The organism is Photobacterium sp. (assembly GCF_057456235.1).
In genome coordinates this window covers 25040-42970 of the sequence record NZ_JBVCPH010000017.1, presented here as the reverse complement: position 1 = coordinate 42970, position 17931 = coordinate 25040, and the positions used below count along the sequence as shown (strand labels likewise).

Genomic DNA, 17931 nt, shown 5'->3' with positions numbered 1-17931 from the left:
ACTTCACCAGTACAGCCATGCCATTGCTGGCAAACCAGAACAATTGAATGAGGCCTCTATGTACCCACACCTCACCAGTATCGGGATCGAACATCCGGAAACCATTGAGCGTTACAGCCTGCGGCAGGAAGCCGCAAATGACATTTTAAAAATCTATTTTGCCAAGCAGAAAGGTGAATTGTTTGCCAAAAGCGTGAAGTTTAAATTCCCGCGTCAGCGCAAATCTGTCGTCGTAAACAGTGGTAATCGCGAATACAAAGAAATTACCGAAATCAATCGTACGCTTACCCACATTATTGATGAGCTCGATCAAATCACCAAAAGAAAACCCAAAGATGTAGACATTAAAAAGAAAATTCTCAGCGACTTACGCCACTTAGAACAGGTGGTCAGCCATAAGATTGCTGAAATAGAAGCGGATTTAGACAAACTGAAATAACGTCGGACACCATAATAGGCGGAATATTCGGCGTGAATGAAAGAGAGCAGATATCGACTATCGGTGGGTGTAAGCGTCAAGGCATTCCTGCTCTTTAATCAGCAGAAATGCCTACCAAAGGCCGATTACACCAGTTGTGTGATAAAGCCACTCAACCAAGGCCGTGTCACTTCCAGCGCATCAAAATTCACACAGGCGTCGATGTCCAGCCGCTCTGCGAGCGGGGAGGCTTGCAACTGCTGTAACAGATAATCAAATTGCCGCCCGGCCCCGCAATAGCGCTCTTCACCATAGCTGGAATCCCCCATTGAAATCACCCCATAGCGAAGGTTGGGCAATAAGGGAAACTGATCATTGAGTGCAAAATAAAGCGGCAGGATATTATCCGGTAGTTCCCCCAGCCCGGTGGTTGAAGTTACAATCAAAACCACATCATTTTGATATTCAAGGAAGTCGGTGAGCAGAGGCTCTAAATAGAGTTGAACGACATGACCCTTTGCGGTCAACGTCTCCACCACCTCTTGCGCGACATCTTCTGCGCCACCAAAGACTGAACCTACAAATACGCCAACTTTTGCCATCTTTTTCTCGCCTCCCTTGCTGCCGGTTCCTTAAATTTGGCTATTGATGGCACAAGATGCAAATCCCCCTCCTCAGAACGGGAGCTACCTCATTAAAACAGCCGATCACCGCTTTATTATTGACTTGTTAATAAGTCTGCAGGCCAACCAAACGCAGCCATAACACGTAGCCATGTTTCATCAACATCAGCTTGAATATCAATCTCTTGACCAGTTACAGGATGGTCAAACTGCAGCCGTGATGCATGCAGCATCAGACGATGGCATTGATAATTTTCACGGAACATACGGTTATGGCGACCATCACCATGATTGACATCACCGATAATATGGTGGCTTAAATGGTGCATATGGCGACGCAGCTGATGCTTACGCCCTGTCTCCGGCTTCATTTCTACCAGACAATACCGGCTTGTGGCATAGCGCCCTACCGGAATATCCGTTTCGACAGTGGCCAACGGTTGGTATGCCGTTACCGCCTCTTGGGCTTCTTGCTCTTCAACCGCATTTTTGTCCGCGATCTTATCCAGATCTTTCTTTAGAGGGTAGTCCAATACCGCGGCTTCCTTGATCCAACCGCGCACGACAGCATGATAGGTTTTATGGATCTCTCGTCCGGCAAATTTCGGCATCATTAACGCGGCAATTTCACGGGATAAACCAAACAGCAGTACCCCCGAAGTCGGGCGGTCTAATCGATGTAACGGAAAAACATGCTGACCTAGCTGATCGCGCAGTGTTTGCATCACAAAGACCGTTTCATGGCTATCTAACCAAGAGCGGTGTACCAACATACCTGCCGGTTTATTAACTGCGACCAAATATTGGTCCTGAAAAAGAATTTCTAATTCCATCGATTATTGAGCCTTAAACAGGTTATCTAATTCGCCTGTGATACGAATTATGGAGTCAACATCCTTATTATGCTTCATCGCTTCTTCAACATAAGGTGAAAGTTCAAAATGCATCGGCAAAGGCAGTTGCATCGTGACGAGCCGAGTCATTTTAGGAATAAAGATCCATTGTAACCACTGGTTACAGGTTAGCATATCAACCGCAAACGGTTCTGTACTCGCCAACGAAGCCTGACTTGGTGCAACACTTTCCCAAAGGCCAGCTTCATGCATGACAACCTCAAGCTTTTCTAACAACAACTGGCTATGACGATATTTATCCATGATTCTGCTCTTCAAGAAATAGGCGCGCAAGGATACCACCTCAACTCCCTACCCCCAACATGTTACCTATTATCGCCCATTACCATGGTGAAATCAGACAATGCGATGGACGTAATTGAATAGTCAGTTAATTGTTGTCTTTGATATACTCTCGATTCAGATTTAGGAGCGATAGCTATGTCCATGGATACATTTCATACCCTCACCCAGTTACTGGATAATGCCGGTTGTCAGTACAAGATTTTCGATCTTGGTCGCCGTGTCAGCGAAATTGATATCGAGCAATTTAAGGCGGTTGAAGAAAATCGCCAACCTTATCCATGGCCGTTGCAGCAACATGCCCACCTTTCCATCTCTTTTTGGCAGAACGGTAATCCCCCATGGATCTGGTTCTTGCGCTTGCCATTGGATGAGCGTGGTTTATTAAAGCAAGCCGCGGTGGGCGATTTCATCAAGTATGTTATCGAAGCGATGGGGGCGACCCTGAATGCAGAACCAACAGAAGAAGAACAGCAGAAACTAGCCCAAAATCCATACACGTTTAAGCCTAATGATGACAAGATGGCCATTTTTCATGCCCAACTTCGTCAACAGATTTCGCTGCCTGCAAGCCAGTATTACGAACATGCCCAACACTTCTTAAGCGGTGCGCTAGGCTGGGACCAATGGCAAGGTGTCGGTCTACAAGGTCTGGCTGATGTTTGTGCCCGGATGAAGCAAGAAAATAACAGCACTTTACTGCGAAAAGCGGTGAATAATCTGCCAATGACACCACTCTATGCATTACTCGGCTGCTTGGAGCATGGTGATATTCCAGATAGTCTTAGCCAGCGATTAAGTGAGCGGTTACTAACAGAAACCGCATCGGCGGAGCCTGATCTCTTCTTAGTCGCCGCACTGATCCGCTCTCTGGCTGGCAGCAACAGTGAAACACTGACAGAGCAATTAGATCACCTGTTACAGCAAGCAGTGCTTTGCCACCCAGAAGTCTTAGTGGCAATAGCCGGCCGCTGCTGGAATGGCCTTGCGAACACTGACACGGCAAGCCTGTTCCTGCTTCGTTTAGCTGAAACCAAAGATCAAGCCTTGTTTAACCAACTGTTTACCGACCTTGTTATGTTGCCTTTACTGCGTGGCATCATGTTGCAGGTGCTTCATAGCCAAGCTAACCCGGCGTTAGTTGAAGCGATTACACAACTTCAGCAACATGCTCGTGGTCAGTAACAATACCAATCGGCATCTGCCGCACGAAGGACAGCCACTCAGAAATGGATAACTTACTTGCAATACTTTTGGTCACTTTCGGCGCTTACCTGTTCTGGCAGCAGCGCAGACAAACTGAATTGGCCCAAAAATTTATAGAACAGCGCTGTAACACCCTTAGGTTACAGTTACTCAGTACCGCGAGAGGATCTCATAAGCTCAAGGATCAGAAAGGCAACTGGGGATGGCAAACAGTGTACCTGTTTGAGTTTTCAGCTGATGGTCATGACGCATATCAAGGTTATGTGGTCATGAAAGGCTTCCGACCGATGCGCATTCATGTGCCACCGCATCGTATGCCGGAAACTGAAGGGCTTTAGAGTCTGGGGTCTGGCAGAGAAGTGGACTCGCTTCTCGTCTCAGGACTCGGCCAGAAACAAGAACGGGCGCGACTTTCGTCGCGCCCTTAGGTCTTACTTGCAGCAATCCCGCTACTATCGTGCTCCCTGCATCATTCCATTGAATCGCCGTAATCCTTCGACGTATTCCTTAATTCTTCGTCCTGAAGTTGTCCTTTGGTCTAATCCCGACCCGTCAATACATCCAGTACTGACTCTCTTCTCCGTCCTGGAGGTGTCCTTTACTTCGTCCTGAAGTGTTCCTTTATGCCTCTATCCCAGAGGTGTCCCTGACTTCATCCTGAAGTGGTCCATTTGTCTTCCTGACCAGTAAGTATCCTACTTACTAATTAACCGGTCCTTCGGTTGTTCCCTTCACAGTCCATGTTCGATATATCATCCTGATATACCGGCCTCATCCTGAGACTGCCATAATCCTTGGCTATTTCCTGTTCCGTTCCGGTCAGTTCCTTCCGACACCAATAAGATTACGCGCAATCGTGAAGAAAAGAACCCTCGGGCAAACAATTGTATCGGCGAGGAAAAAGTGCACATTAAGAGAAAACAATTTAATTTATTTGTATTCAACAACTTGAAGATGTAAGTCCGTGATCTGCCCGTTTATTTTTCCTGTATCTCCCACAGCTTTGTAAGAGATCTCTCACACGGATGCGAGATAAAAGAGATGATGACTCCCAGGCTACGGGTCATTAAAAACTCAATGAATACCCTTTTGACGATATAGATGGCGATTTATTTGAAAAAAATAAAATAGTCAGCATGAAAATTCCATGCGCAACCGAAAGAAGTGTGATTGTGCGGGGGCGTATTCTACGCATAAAAACGGGCGCGACTTGCGTCGCGCCCTTAGGTCTTACTTGTAGCAATCCGGCTACGAGAGTGCTCCCTGCATCATTCCGTTGAACCGCTGTATCCTTCAGCGTATTCCTTTTATTCTTCGTCCAGAAGAGATCCTTCGGCCTTCCTGACCCGTCGATACATCCGGCATCAACTCTCATCTCCTTCCTGGAGGTATCCTTTACTTCGTCCTGAAGTGTTCCTTTATACCTCTATCCCAGAGGTGTCCCTGACTTCATCCTGAAGTGGTCCATTTGTGATCCTGACCAGTAAGTATCCTACTTACTATTAACCGGTCCTTCGGTTGTTCCCTTCACAGTCCATGTTCGATGCATCATCCTGACATACCGGCCTCATCCTGAGACTGCCATAATCCTTGGCTATTTCCTGTTCCGTTCCGGTCAGTTCCTTCCGACACCAATAAGATTACCCTTTTTCCAATTCTGAACAAGATAGGGAAATCGCTTTTCTGATAGAGCGTTAAGAACAAAGAATACAATTAACACACAAGCAATTGATAAAAAACGAATTAATTTTCACACTTACCATTATACCCTACCGTCAAGCTAAGCATTTCCTACGCCTTTGTAAGAGATCTCTTACAAGAGCAGCAGAAATCAGGTCGACTTGTTGCTTGGATCCCCCCTCACTATACTTATCTAGAAACACGATTCACCCAAATGGCAGCTGTGATATGAACCAATGAATTCTCGCTAAACCCTGCAGTTTGAGGTGGTTTGAGTATAATATTAATTTGCTGAGGGAATAATAATGGAAACATTCAATCACGACTTACCGAGCCTTTTCAGTCAACTTGGGTTAAACAACTCAAAGGAATTTATTGAAAACTTCCTCACCGAACACCGTCTTGAACAACACGAAAAATTGATAGAAGCCCGTTTTTTACAACCATCTCAGCAACGTTTTTTAAAAGAATCCCAGGAACAGGACGCCGACTGGTGTGAAGTCATTGATCAACTCGATACTTTGCTACGAAAATAGCCATATATTCAGAAACAAGTAGGCCACAGGGATCAAGGTTAAAATGTCAGACATCACCCAAGCGTTAGAACAGGTTATTACGTCACTTATCGCAGAGGGCAAAGAGCCCTCAGTCGCCTTAATCAAAGCCAGACTGGCTGATCCGCTGCCAATACCGGTAATTATTAAAGCGCTGCAAGCATGGAAGAAAAACGCCAAGGTTCCGAATATTCAAAAAACAGCGCCGACACTCACTACCGAAGCACGCATCAAACAACTCGAACAGCAAGTTGCCGAACTGACCACCCGATTAGCGCGTTTAGAGAACAACTAAAACAAGGGGGCACCTGACAGGTGCCCTCGCCGCAGAAAAGGCCATAATATGATGTTGAAATCTATACGGCCACACAGATCCCGTCTCGAACGCGGGGATGTCACACTTCAGCGTTGGTGTTGGGTTTAATGTTTTTAAATAAACTTCAAATAAACCTTTACAATAATCGATACTACGGTATTATCCATCTCGCTCTGTTGTTCAGAGTTATTAATGAAACATCAAGTAAAAGTAAAACCTTAGAATTTCTTCGTTATTGTTGTTATCCTCAGTGTTTCCCTTAGCTTCGTCGTCACATTCAATAATTCAAGCTTTCAGCGCATCGCATTATCGCGATCACTTTATGAATTTAAATATATAAGGGACAAAAAATGTCTAATAAAACAACTGGTCTAGTAAAATGGTTTAACGAAGATAAAGGTTTTGGTTTCATCACTCAAGACAACGGCGGTGCTGACGTATTCGTTCACTTCCGTGCAATCGCTTCTGAAGGTTTCAAAACTCTGGCTGAAGGCCAAAAAGTTTCTTTCGAAGTAGAGCAAGGCCAAAAAGGCCCTCAAGCTTCTAACGTAGTAGCGCTATAATTTTGTAAGTCGGCGTAAATGGTCTCATGACCATTTACGTCACTTTTAATAACTATCAACCAATTATTTATACCGTACATTAGAAAATATAAACATTTCTTACATCTGCTTTTTGTATATGTCGTTACGTTCCTTATTTACTTCGCAGTATTATTATAAATAAAACCATCAAACTTAAACATCAGACATTTAATTACAATTTTAGGTTTTTAACTTATTCTGTTTTTATCATTCTGATAATTAAGACAAGGGTACTTATGTCTCGTTCAATAGGTCGAAAACGATTTTGGTTTCAGCAAGGTCGCCAAGAAAACAATACAACAAAAATAAAGGTAATTAAATGATTGTGAACTTTAATATTTTAAAAGGTAATATTTCGTGGGATGCATTAATACATCAACTAAATAGTGATGTCTTATTACGCCATATTCTAATGAAAGGTAACGTCGATAATATGGATATTAAACTTTCGTATTGTGAGAAAACATGTGAAGGCAATATCATTAATAACGGCAATCAACTTATTGGTAACTTTTCCATTTCCTTTTAGTACTTTTATTCCCCTCCAGTTATATTTTATATTTTAAATCACATACTGCCGCATTAAATCTTTCAGAAAAGACTGATTGAAAAAACTTGTCACACGGTCAATTACGGTGTGAATAACAATATCAGTCGTTACAGAACACTTGATAGTTTGAGATTTTCTGCTTAGCTGATAGGCCCAACCGAGCGGAAAAGCATGGCTTGGTTATATCCTGAAGCTCTTCAGAATCAGCTATCAATAAGATTTATCGATAGCCGCCTGTATTACCGCAGTCCAGAATGTTTAATCCTTAAAATCCCACGACAAGTTACTCACCAAATGACATTCATCGCACTTGAAGTCAAATATCTCATGCAATGCCTCGTCCAGCGCCCAATCACCACCGCAAACAGGGCACACCCGTGCTTGCTCTGATTCTTTACCTTCACCACCAACGCGATAGATATACAGATATGTCGGGATCTCACTTACCGCTTCCATACGGCGACATAAATCCCAACCTCGGCGGAACAGAATACTTTTGCTGGAGCTGATTTCAAGCAATGTAGGCTGTTCAGCCACTGAAGCATTCATTTGGAGTTGATCACAAGCGCACCAGTCTTCCTGCCATTTGATCAATGGCTTCTGATCGCCATTTTCAAGTGAAGGCAACCGATATAGAGGTACCGGCTGGAAATGTTCCCCACAACGGATCGGTGAGCAGGTATGTAAATGACTGGTATATAAAATCTGCCAGCCTGGCTTTTCACATTCATCGCTGGGATCCGAATTCATATCCTCACCAATGACTTTCACTTTCGGTCGCAATAGACCAAATTCACTCAGCTGGTCAAAAGCCTGTTTCACCTGAGGGCTATGGAAGTCAGGATGAAGACTGTTCGCCTCAGGGCAAACAACCCTGGCGACAAAGTTGCCACCATTCATTGCTATCGGCAGCTCACGACCAATAATTTGACCGCTGTAACGCAGGCAGTCCAAACAATAGTTGATCGCTTTCTCAACGGCCCCCAGCGAGGTGTCACAATAAACCTCAAAGTCCAGTTCAGTTATATACATCGATCAGGCCTCTTTTACTACAGGCTCTAACTGACGCAGAAAGCTCGCGACATCTTGCGCCAGAACCTCACGTATATTTTTCCCTAAGGTTTCCAATACCACCTGGCCGGTCATATTGCAGATAGCGATGACTTGATCTTCTTTTTCTAATACGCCGATAAATACGGTGGGCTTCAGCTTCAAACGGCGCTGAGTGACCAAATGCCCCAAAATATTTTCCTGCAGGCGCTGCACATCTTCTTCACTGAATGCCTGAAGCAAGTCAAACTCGATATCGTGACCTTCCCCTTGGAACCTGGCTGTCATATCACCGCTAAACTGCGCACCGTAAAAAGCGGTAATGTCGTCATGCAGACGCAGCTCTATCCCTTTTTCGACCCCGGTAAGATCCCCCATCGGATTTCGTGCAACCGGAGTCCAGCTCACTTCATCGCCATCGTCGGCCTTTACACATGGCGAGACCAAGCCGACCAAGTCACTGCTTCGTGGAAAACCTTGACCGGCATCACACCATGCTTGCAAAAAACGGGTGGAAAATTCAGATAAAGCCACCGCAACCGGATGATTCATTCGCAACCTCACAAAAGATTAAGTAAACTTTGTCTATTCTAATCCAAGAGTGTCCAGGACAGTATGAGCAAATATCAAGACGCGAAAGAATTAGCCGGTTTAACCCTAGGCCAAGGTACGGAATACAAAGACCAGTATGATGCCACTCTTCTTCAGCCTGTTCCGCGCAGCCTGAACCGTGATGATCTGGCACTTGGCGAAACACTGCCATTTACTGGCTATGACATCTGGACACTGTATGAGCTTTCCTGGTTAAATAGCAAAGGCCTGCCCCAGGTTGCCATTGGTGAGGTTCGCCTACCAGCCAGCAGCCCTAACCTGATTGAATCGAAGTCATTCAAGCTATATCTAAACAGCTTCAACCAAACTAAATTTGCAAGCTGGCAGGAAGTGGCGGATGTGCTTCAGAAAGATTTAACCCAGTGTGCCGGTGAAGATGTCGATGTCACTATTCAGCCTTTAGCCGATTTTGATGACCAGCCGATTGTCAATTTCAGTGGCGAATGTATCGATGATCAAGATATTGAAATCACCAATTATGAATTTGATGCCAGTTATCTTGAGGGAGCAACTGAAGAAGAGGTTGTAACCGAAGATCTAAATAGCCACCTGCTAAAATCCAACTGCCTGATCACCAGTCAGCCCGACTGGGGCAGCGTCAAGATCTCGTATAAAGGCAAGCGTATTAATCGCGAAAAACTACTACGCTACCTGGTCTCTTTCCGCAACCATAATGAATTCCACGAGCAATGTGTTGAACGTATTTTCACGGATATCATGAAGTTCTGCCAGCCGGAATTGCTGACCGTTTATGCGCGTTATACCCGTCGTGGCGGCTTAGATATCAATCCTTACCGTACCAATCAAGGCAAAACGCCAAGCGATAACTTCCGCTTAGCTCGTCAGTAATTACCAGACGACAAAATTTAGGTAATAAGTCCGGCAAAAACGTGTACTTTGCTGGACTTGATTCTTCAACCCAGTAATATTAGGCCTCTGTGTTTATTGTGGTTTAAGAGATAGTATGAGTTTTCGCCGCTGGCTGATAAGTATAATAGTTATCCTGATTGGTTCCTTTAGCGCGCATGCGAAAATCTATACAACCCCCATTCTGACCGACGCTAGTGAGCTATTACAAACCAGCCCGGAACAAGCACTGGAAGCCGCCAATCGTTATTTAAGCCAACGTCGCTTAAGTGAGCCAAAGGAATCGTCGCGCGTTCATGTTAATGACGAGACTGACCATACGGTTCGCACCCCGCTGAATACAATCAACGCGCTGCAGATCAAAGCGCAGGCATACTCGCTGTTAAACCAGACAGAAAAAGCCATCAGTACCATTGAATCAGCAGAAGCACTGGCCACCAGTCATGGACTCACCTATACCATTTTTGAAACACGCCTCCTTCATGCCAAAATATACTGGGACAATCTTAAAAACAGCGCTATTGCTCTCAGCATATTGGATCAGGTTGATAAAGATATCAGTCAGTCGCAGCCGCTGAAACTCACGACTCAGATTAAAGTTCTGCAATATCAATCGGCGATGCAGCGTGCCGTCATCGAATCCGCTCTCGATAATAATGACCGGGCAGAAAAACTGTTTGCCGAGGCCAAGCTTTTTTTGACGGATTTGGACGATCAGGAAGAGCAGATCACTTATCAACTTACGATCGGCCATCACCACCTGCAACAGAAACACTACGATTTAGCACTAGACCGCCTGCTGAGTGGATACTGGCTGGCTGTTGAGAGCGAAAACAAAGCAAAAATAGCACTCGCAAACTACGAGCTTGCAATGTTATTTGAACAGCGCAATGTCTTTGATAAAGCATTGGAACACGCCACCCTCGCCGGTGAATTTTTCGAGCATTACCAACACACCCAACCGCTGGCCAAGACATTAGCGCTGATTGCTTCAATCTATGAGCAACAAAGTCGTTACAACCTTGCTTTGGTGCATTATTTCAATGCATTAGATCAGGAGAATCAACTGCGGCATAATATTCGTTCAGCCCGCCTGCGACTCAGTATCGCCCGGGTTTATCTGCATCTATACAACTACCCCAAAGCAGAACAGTATCTTCAGCAAGCCCGTCAACTTGCCCAGCAAGCAAGCAATGAAACCATCCAGGCCGAAGTCCAAATCCTGCAAGGCAAGCTTGAATTGGCCGAAGGTCGCCTGGAAAAGGCAATATCTACGCTGCAGGCCGGTCTGATTTCAGCCAGCCGCACAGGGCTACGGGAACTTCAACTTCAGGGAGAGTCTATTCTTTCTGAGACTTTCGAAAAACAGCACGACTACTATAATGCCTTGTTAAGCCAGCGACGATATGAGCAGCTTTTTGCCAGCCAGCAAGAAAGCCAGCTCAAAAGTCATGTTGACGTATTCAAGCAACAGCAACGGATGCTGGAGCGCTCCCTGCAGCTTGAAGAAATGGAACGTCAGCAATTTCAAAATGAAAAATCGATATATAAACAAAAGAAAGTCAGCCTGTTTTTACTCTGTGTCATTACATTACTAACCATTTTTCTCATCCGCTGGCACCAGACAGTCAAGCAACTGAAAAAAAGACTGAGTATTTTACGTACTGAATTCTATACCCACCCTCGTAGTGGATTACGCAACCTGAGAATGCTCAATGCCCGCCTGCCAAACTCGCTGCAACAGAGCAGTGCTAACTTTGAACAATGGCATTTAGGTGAAATTATTAATGAGCCACTGAGTGATCGCCTGCGATTTGCGTTATTTGAAGTCCCTTTTTTAAAGCACCTTCACCTGCAATATGGCTATCAGCACGGCTTAGAAGTTGAACGTCAATTCGGTGATTATCTGAAAGAGCAGATCTGCAAACCGGCACGCCTCTATCACTTTTCAGACGCGATGTTCCTGTATATTGAGCCTAACTCGCGCTTAAATACAGAACCAAAGCAATTGGCTGACTCTATCCAGCAACTGGTCGATAATTTCATGATTGAACGTCAACTCGACTCACGCGTTCGAATCGGTATGGCCGAATACCCCTTTTTGCCTCGCGCTTATACCGCCATCAATGATCAGGAGCTGATAGATATCCTGCTAATGGCCGCTAACGCCGCACGCCTTAACAGCAAGACTGAACAAGGTAGCCAGTGGGTGCACCTGAGTGCGATTGATGCCGCGCCGGCCGCGAGTTTCGCATCTGATAATATTCGTAAAGCCTGTATTCAGGGCATCGCTAATGGACTGGTCAAAGTGCAGAGTTCATCGGCAAAAGAGTTCAACTGGAACAATGATCACGATTCAGACAAAAATGTCATTTAAACTAATAGCGTTATCTATCATCACGCCGATAACAGCTAAACGCCAAGCACGTTTTTTGCTAACATGGCTCAAACAGTCCTGAGTAAACGACTCATTAAAAAGGTTAATTTTATGTTTTTGGGTAATTCATCAACAACGTGACTGACATTAATGCCGTTGCTTCGGAAGTGAGTAAATTGAAGCAGCGCTTGGACCAAGCTCAATTGTCTTATCGCGATGCTTCGCTGAAGTCTCGCCGTGAGATTGTAATCTTAAAGCGCTTGATCACTCGTTTATCTGTCGCCTGTCGCGGACTGGACTGTGAGCTGGACACTAAGCTGATTGAACTTCGCACTGAACTCGACCAACCCAAAGACATCAGTAAACTCATTCCCCGTCTGGCTGTTATTGAACGCTTAGTAACCCGCCAAGCGGGATTCACAGAAAAAGAAAACCAGCGTCTCGATCAACAGATTCACCGGAGTGGTGAAACGCTGAAACGGGTCCACGGTTTACCTGCCCAGCTCAAGCGAGAACTGCGCAATATTCTCAGTGCCAAGTCAGAGAGCCTCGCCCACAATCACCAACGTATTCTGCGCTTACTGGAATTGTATGAGCGCTCGGTGAAGCTGATATCAACATCTAATGATAATCTGGCGCTTAAAGACACCCTAGATCATGATTTGCAGCTTCAGCTGACCAATGAACTGCAGCATTTAATCACCGAGCTGGATTTTGATGGCGAATCCGGCGATAAACTGCTGGCCATCCGCAACCGATTATTGATCGGTGTACCGCCACAGACACTGATTGAGTTGTCGCTGGAAGTCTTACGCCTGGTACTCAATGGCACCCACCAGGAACGTCGTTCCTCACAGAAGTTCTTAGATTCGGTGAACAGCGATCTGGCCACACTGCAAAAAACCACTAATCAAAATGTTGGGCAGACATCGGCCTTATACGCACATCACGGTGAGCTCACCACCGAACTGGCGACGGTCATCAATACTGTCAAACAAGGCCTGCAAGATCAAAAAAACCTGGAAAGCTGGCGCCCGACATTAACCGTACTGACGAAAGAGTTACAGGTCTTGGTCGATCGCAACCGCGCGTTGGAAAAACGAGAAAAAATGCTGATTGAGCAACTCAGCTATAACGAGAATAAAGTTACCACCTTGTTTGAGCAAACACTGGATTACCGTCAGCGCCTCAATGATCAGGAACGTAAAATGTTTCTCGACCACCTGACAAAAGTCTATAACCGTGCCGCACTGAATGATCGCCTTGAACATGAATATCGTCGCTGGCTACGCTATCAGCATCCGCTGTGCGTTGCATTGATTGATCTCGACGATTTCAAGGACATTAATGACAGTTACGGCCATATAGCCGGTGATAAAGCATTAAAGATCATTGCCCGCACTATCCATCAGTGCCTCGAAGAAACGGACTTCATCGCCCGCTTTGACGGCGATGAATTTGTCGTGATCATGCCTGATGTCAGTGAAGAAGAAAGGAATAAACGTCTTAACAAAATCCGTGAGTCAATTTCGCAATTGCCTTTCCGCTTCCGGGATCAAAATGTCACTATTTCAATCTCGATTGGTGCCACCTTATTTGAAGGTAACGATACGCCGACCGATATCATTGAACGTACTGAAAAAGCACTCTACAGTGCGAAAAGTGCCGGCCGTAACCGCCTGATCTGGATTTTATAACCCTAAGACCAATTTTCACCGAACTCTGGTCAAATCCGCTATCCCTGTGTATGGTAAAAGCAACCGGTTAATTATTAACAATCTGCAGCAACCTTTATACCTAACTGATATTTATACCGATTAATATATCTTCAACTGACTCCTGCCTTAGTTCAACTCGCCACCATGTCGTTCTGGAGCAAATAGAAAGCACGCGATTACTGACAAATCACTACCAGCATAACTGGCACTTTTACTGATGGTATTAGACACCTAAGCAACTAACTGAACATTAATGCCCATGGGTATTACTCTACGATTTTCTCTTACGACGTCACCAACGCCGTTTCATCGTGACCAGGGAGGTAACTATGATTACTCATATCAGTCCAGTCGGATCCATGGAGCTGCTTTCGCAACTCGAAGTTGACCGCCTGAAAGCCACTGCATCCAGTGATCTGTATCGCTTGTATCGAAACTGTTCACTGGCAGTCTTAAACTCTGGCAGCCACACCGATAATTCAAAAGAGCTGCTGGAAAAACACAAAAGTTTTGATGTCAATGTGATGCGCCGTGAGCGCGGCATCAAGCTCGAACTGATCAACCCGCCAGAACATGCCTTTGTTGATGGCCGCATTATCCGTGGAATTCAGGAGCATATGTTCGCGGTACTGCGTGATATCGTCTACGTTAACATGCATGTACAGCAGCACAATAACCTCAACCTAACCAGCACTATCCATATTACCAATTTTATTTTCAGTATCTTACGTAACGCCCAGATGTTGCATTCGGGCGAAGATCCAAACATCGTTGTATGCTGGGGTGGTCATTCGATCAATCCGATCGAATATCAATACACCCGAGAAGTCGGTCAGGAACTGGGCTTGCGTGAACTGAATATCTGTACGGGGTGTGGTCCCGGTGCGATGGAAGGGCCAATGAAAGGCGCGGCTATCGGTCATGCCCAGCAGCGTTATGGCAACAGCCGTTTTCTTGGCATGACCGAGCCGTCAATCATTGCCGCTGAACCACCGAATCCGATTGTTAACGAGTTGGTGATTTTTCCTGACATCGAAAAGCGCCTCGAAGGTTTTATCCGCGTCGGGCACGGCATTATTATCTTCCCCGGCGGAGCCGGTACGGCAGAAGAGTTGCTCTATATTCTGGGGATTTTAATGCACCCGGAAAATGCAGATCAGCCAATGCCTCTGGTATTGACCGGGCCAAAAGAAAGTGAAGCGTATTTCCGCACCCTTGATGCCTTCATCAAGGACACCCTAGGGGAAGAAGCCCAAAAACATTACCATATTATTATTGATGATCCGGAAAAAGTCGCCCAGGTCATGAAGGCATCAATGCCGTTGATTAAAGAGCACCGCTTAGCAACTGGCGATGCTTACAGCTTTAACTGGTCACTGAAAATTCCGCCGGAATTCCAGTTACCGTTTGAACCAAACCACGATTCAATGTCGACATTGGATCTACACACCAACCAACGTCCGGAGCACCTCGCCGCCAGTTTGCGGCGCGCTTTTTCTGGCATCGTTGCCGGTAATGTCAAAGAAGACGGGATCCGTGCCATTGAACGAAAAGGGCCGTTTAAGATCAATGGCGATATCGCACTGATGAAGCGTATGGACAAACTGTTGAAGAATTTCGTTGTACAGCAACGAATGAAGTTGCCAGGCACCCAGTATGAGCCTTGCTATGAGATCATCACTTCCCAGCCAAACGGAAAATAACCCACCCAGCGGTTACACGCTCTCGCGGCAATGGAACACCCAAACCATCTCGCATCTTGAGGTGGTTTAGGTATAGAATAAGGGCCTGTATCGCCCTTATTCTTATCAAAGTCAGTCGTTGTTATGTCTATCCATCTTGTTGTTATTGATGCCCTAAACCTTATTCGTCGTGTTCATGCGGCCCAACCCGGTGAGCCGGATGTGCAAAATACCGCCCGCGTTTGCTGCCAGGCATTAGGCAAGATTATTAAGAGTAGTATCCCTTCGCACATTGTGGCGGTCTTTGACCATCATAGCGACGACCGGGGATGGCGTGCCGAGCTCCTGCCTCACTACAAGGAAGGCCGCAAGCCGATGCCGCCTGAACTAGCTGAAGGCATGGAGGCGATACAGGATGCCTTTATGGCCATGGGAATCGACTCACTGTTATCGGATGGCGATGAAGCCGATGATTTAGTGGCCACACTGGCACTGAAAGTCGCCGACAGGGGGGAGCAGGTGACCATTATTTCAACCGATAAAGGCTACTGCCAGCTGTTGCGCCCGACTTTACGGGTGCGTGATTATTTCCAGCAGCGCTGGCTCGATAGCCCCTTTGTCGAAAAAGAGTATGGGGTGAAGCCGGAACAACTGCCTGACTACTGGGGATTAGCGGGGATCAGCTCCAGTAAAATCCCCGGCATTCCCGGTATCGGCCCGAAAGCTGCCGCCGAATTACTGGCACTTTACCCTGATCTTGAAACGATGATTGCCGCCGATGAACTGCTGCCAAAGTGGAAGAAAAAAGTCGATGAGCATCATGATCTGGCCATCGCATCGAAACAAGTTGCCACCCTGAAAACAGATCTGCAGCTTGGCTTCAATCTGCAGGATATCCGCTACCAGCCACAAAGCTAATCATCGCCGCTCCCGCTGATATAAAAAACGCCATCAGCAATGATGGCGTTTTTTTGTATTTCAGCATTGTCTATCTGAACTCACTTAACACTCGTGATACGAAATCCCGCTTTAGCAACAATGGCAAGTATTGTTCAGTCTCAACATTAATGCGGGGAACGGTTGTCCAAACGCTGGATGTGGACCGTGATTTCTTCTCGGTCATGATACAGGTGCTTCGCCTGCAGATTGAATTTCACACCATTTTGGATCAGGTAATGCTTCAGGTTTTCAATATCCTGCAGCACTTCATCGTAGCGGCCTTTCATTGGCAGTTTGAGGTTGAAGATCGCTTCTTTTGCCCAGGCCTTGATCAACCAGTCACCCATCAGGTGAGCAACCCGTGCCGGTTTCTCAATCATGTCGCAGACAATCCAGGTCACATTCTTACGTGGCGGCTCAAACTTGAAGCCATCCACTTCATGGTGCTTAACCTGGCCGGTATCCATCAGGCTCTGCGCCATCTGACCGTTATCGATCGCATGTACAAACATCGAGCGCTTAACCAGCTGATACGTCCAGCCCCCCGGACAAGCACCCAGATCAACCGCCCACATACCGGAAGCCAGACGCTCATCCCACTCTTCACGCGGAATAAATACGTGGAAGGCTTCTTCCAGTTTTAGCGTTGAACGGCTCGGCGCATCGGAAGGAAACTTAAGGCGCGGAATACCCATAAAGAACTGCGAGTTGTTGTTCGATAGCGAGTAACCGACATAGCAACAGCCGGGGGCGATAAAGCAGACATGAAGCACTGGCTTCCATCCATTATCTTTCGCATACAGCACTTCTTTTTTACGCATCGCCTGGCGCAGCGGTACCGTGAACTTACGACAGAATTTCAACAGCTCTTTGGCTTCATTGGTATCTGGCGTTTCAATGCGCAGATCACCACAGCGAGGGAAATCTTTTACCGCTTCAAGGATCGGTGAAATACGATCGTCTTGCGGTAAATCCGTTAATAACGTTGTTGCCGCAAACATCTGCCGGGCAAATATTAACGAAGAGAAAGGCTGTAGTTTAATGAATTTCTCGGCATCACCCTGCTGATGAAATTCAAACACCACATAACCGGTATTGTTTTTCGTCCGAGGAAAACCATATAACTCCAGTTTGTTCGCTTTGTCTTGAACTTCACCGGCACATTCTTTTTCAAAGCCTGGACGACAGTACAATATAACTTGATTCACTTTGAACCCTCAAGCTGAACGCCAGGCAGCCACCGCAAGCGCTACCCAACCAATAATAAAACACATGCCCCCCAGCGGAGTGATGGGGCCGAACCATTTAACTCCCGTCAACGCCAGCACATACAGGCTGCCGCTAAAGAGCAAAATTCCTGTTGCAAAAAACAGGGCTGCGTATTGTACTGCTTTTGTCGGCATAATGCGTGCCCATAATCCACATCCGATCAACGCGAGCGTATGCCAGGCCTGATATTGCACCCCGGTTTGAAACACATCGAGCAAAGAAGGTGGCAACTGAGCTTTCAGGCCGTGAGCGGCAAAGGCTCCCAGCGCCACCATTACGGCACCGCTTAA

The 17931-nt window shown here is 46.1% G+C and carries 19 protein-coding genes; 12 read left to right on the top strand and 7 right to left on the bottom strand.

Annotated elements, in window-relative coordinates; translation table 11 throughout:
* Positions 1 to 58: 58 nt before the first annotated feature.
* On the top strand, positions 59 to 439 hold the full coding sequence (locus AC2204_RS17160; RefSeq protein WP_318926933.1) for a DUF3461 family protein: 381 nt from the start codon (positions 59 to 61) through the stop codon (positions 437 to 439).
* Between the two features lie 125 nt (positions 440 to 564).
* On the opposite strand, the gene AC2204_RS17155 is transcribed toward AC2204_RS17160, so the two are convergent.
* From AC2204_RS17155 to AC2204_RS17145, 3 genes are all read right to left on the bottom strand, one after another.
* Positions 565 to 1020, bottom strand: coding sequence for a flavodoxin (locus AC2204_RS17155; RefSeq protein ID WP_318926897.1), 456 nt, complete (start codon positions 1018 to 1020; stop codon positions 565 to 567).
* 116 nt (positions 1021 to 1136) lie between these two features.
* Positions 1137 to 1874 carry a tRNA pseudouridine(65) synthase TruC gene (truC, locus tag AC2204_RS17150; RefSeq protein ID WP_318926896.1) on the bottom strand — a complete coding sequence of 246 codons (738 nt, stop codon included), beginning with the start codon at positions 1872 to 1874 and terminating at the stop codon, positions 1137 to 1139.
* 3 nt (positions 1875 to 1877) lie between these two features.
* Positions 1878 to 2198 carry a YqcC family protein gene (locus AC2204_RS17145; protein ID WP_318926895.1) on the bottom strand — a complete coding sequence of 107 codons (321 nt, stop codon included), beginning with the start codon at positions 2196 to 2198 and terminating at the stop codon, positions 1878 to 1880.
* A 183-nt stretch (positions 2199 to 2381) separates the two neighbouring features.
* On the opposite strand from AC2204_RS17145, the gene AC2204_RS17140 reads away from it, so the two are divergent.
* From AC2204_RS17140 to AC2204_RS17115, 6 genes are all read left to right on the top strand, one after another.
* Positions 2382 to 3422, top strand: coding sequence for a DUF3549 family protein (locus AC2204_RS17140; protein WP_318926932.1), 1041 nt, complete (start codon positions 2382 to 2384; stop codon positions 3420 to 3422).
* A gap of 44 nt (positions 3423 to 3466) precedes the next feature.
* Positions 3467 to 3781 carry a DUF3301 domain-containing protein gene (locus tag AC2204_RS17135; protein WP_318926894.1) on the top strand — a complete coding sequence of 105 codons (315 nt, stop codon included), beginning with the start codon at positions 3467 to 3469 and terminating at the stop codon, positions 3779 to 3781.
* Positions 3782 to 5428: 1647 nt separating this feature from the next.
* Positions 5429 to 5659 carry a DUF2789 domain-containing protein gene (locus AC2204_RS17130; protein ID WP_318926893.1) on the top strand — a complete coding sequence of 77 codons (231 nt, stop codon included), beginning with the start codon at positions 5429 to 5431 and terminating at the stop codon, positions 5657 to 5659.
* Between the two features lie 43 nt (positions 5660 to 5702).
* A complete protein-coding gene (locus AC2204_RS17125; RefSeq protein WP_318926892.1) occupies positions 5703 to 5972 on the top strand; it encodes a hypothetical protein in 270 nt (89 codons plus the stop codon).
* A gap of 371 nt (positions 5973 to 6343) precedes the next feature.
* Positions 6344 to 6556, top strand: a complete 213-nt coding sequence (gene cspE / locus AC2204_RS17120) for a transcription antiterminator/RNA stability regulator CspE (RefSeq protein ID WP_107285006.1) — start codon at positions 6344 to 6346, stop codon at positions 6554 to 6556.
* Between the two features lie 340 nt (positions 6557 to 6896).
* Positions 6897 to 7106 carry a hypothetical protein gene (locus tag AC2204_RS17115; RefSeq protein ID WP_318926891.1) on the top strand — a complete coding sequence of 70 codons (210 nt, stop codon included), beginning with the start codon at positions 6897 to 6899 and terminating at the stop codon, positions 7104 to 7106.
* A 279-nt stretch (positions 7107 to 7385) separates the two neighbouring features.
* Here the strand turns inward: AC2204_RS17115 and AC2204_RS17110 are convergent, their stop codons facing one another.
* Positions 7386 to 8159, bottom strand: a complete 774-nt coding sequence (locus AC2204_RS17110; protein ID WP_318926890.1) for a Zn-ribbon-containing protein — start codon at positions 8157 to 8159, stop codon at positions 7386 to 7388.
* Between the two features lie 3 nt (positions 8160 to 8162).
* A complete protein-coding gene (syd, locus tag AC2204_RS17105) occupies positions 8163 to 8729 on the bottom strand; it encodes a SecY-interacting protein (protein ID WP_318926889.1) in 567 nt (188 codons plus the stop codon).
* 63 nt (positions 8730 to 8792) lie between these two features.
* Here syd and queF point away from each other — a divergent pair, with 63 nt between their 5' ends.
* From queF to xni, 5 genes are all read left to right on the top strand, one after another.
* Positions 8793 to 9638: an NADPH-dependent 7-cyano-7-deazaguanine reductase QueF gene (gene queF / locus AC2204_RS17100; RefSeq protein ID WP_318926888.1), complete on the top strand. Its 846-nt coding sequence runs from the start codon at positions 8793 to 8795 to the stop codon at positions 9636 to 9638.
* A gap of 115 nt (positions 9639 to 9753) precedes the next feature.
* Entirely contained in the window at positions 9754 to 12033 is a 2280-nt protein-coding gene (locus tag AC2204_RS17095; protein WP_318926887.1) for a tetratricopeptide repeat protein, read from the top strand.
* A 137-nt stretch (positions 12034 to 12170) separates the two neighbouring features.
* Positions 12171 to 13730, top strand: coding sequence for a GGDEF domain-containing protein (locus AC2204_RS17090; protein ID WP_318926886.1), 1560 nt, complete (start codon positions 12171 to 12173; stop codon positions 13728 to 13730).
* A gap of 350 nt (positions 13731 to 14080) precedes the next feature.
* Positions 14081 to 15454, top strand: coding sequence for a nucleotide 5'-monophosphate nucleosidase PpnN (gene ppnN, locus AC2204_RS17085; RefSeq protein WP_318926885.1), 1374 nt, complete (start codon positions 14081 to 14083; stop codon positions 15452 to 15454).
* Between the two features lie 123 nt (positions 15455 to 15577).
* Complete coding sequence (gene xni, locus AC2204_RS17080) at positions 15578 to 16351, top strand: flap endonuclease Xni (RefSeq protein ID WP_318926884.1); 774 nt, start codon at positions 15578 to 15580, stop codon at positions 16349 to 16351.
* 146 nt (positions 16352 to 16497) lie between these two features.
* Here xni and rlmM read toward each other — a convergent pair whose 3' ends face one another.
* Positions 16498 to 17580, bottom strand: a complete 1083-nt coding sequence (gene rlmM / locus AC2204_RS17075; RefSeq protein ID WP_318926883.1) for a 23S rRNA (cytidine(2498)-2'-O)-methyltransferase RlmM — start codon at positions 17578 to 17580, stop codon at positions 16498 to 16500.
* 9 nt (positions 17581 to 17589) lie between these two features.
* Positions 17590 to 17916, bottom strand: a complete 327-nt coding sequence (locus tag AC2204_RS17070; RefSeq protein WP_413466717.1) for a DUF423 domain-containing protein — start codon at positions 17914 to 17916, stop codon at positions 17590 to 17592.
* Positions 17917 to 17931: the final 15 nt, after the last annotated feature.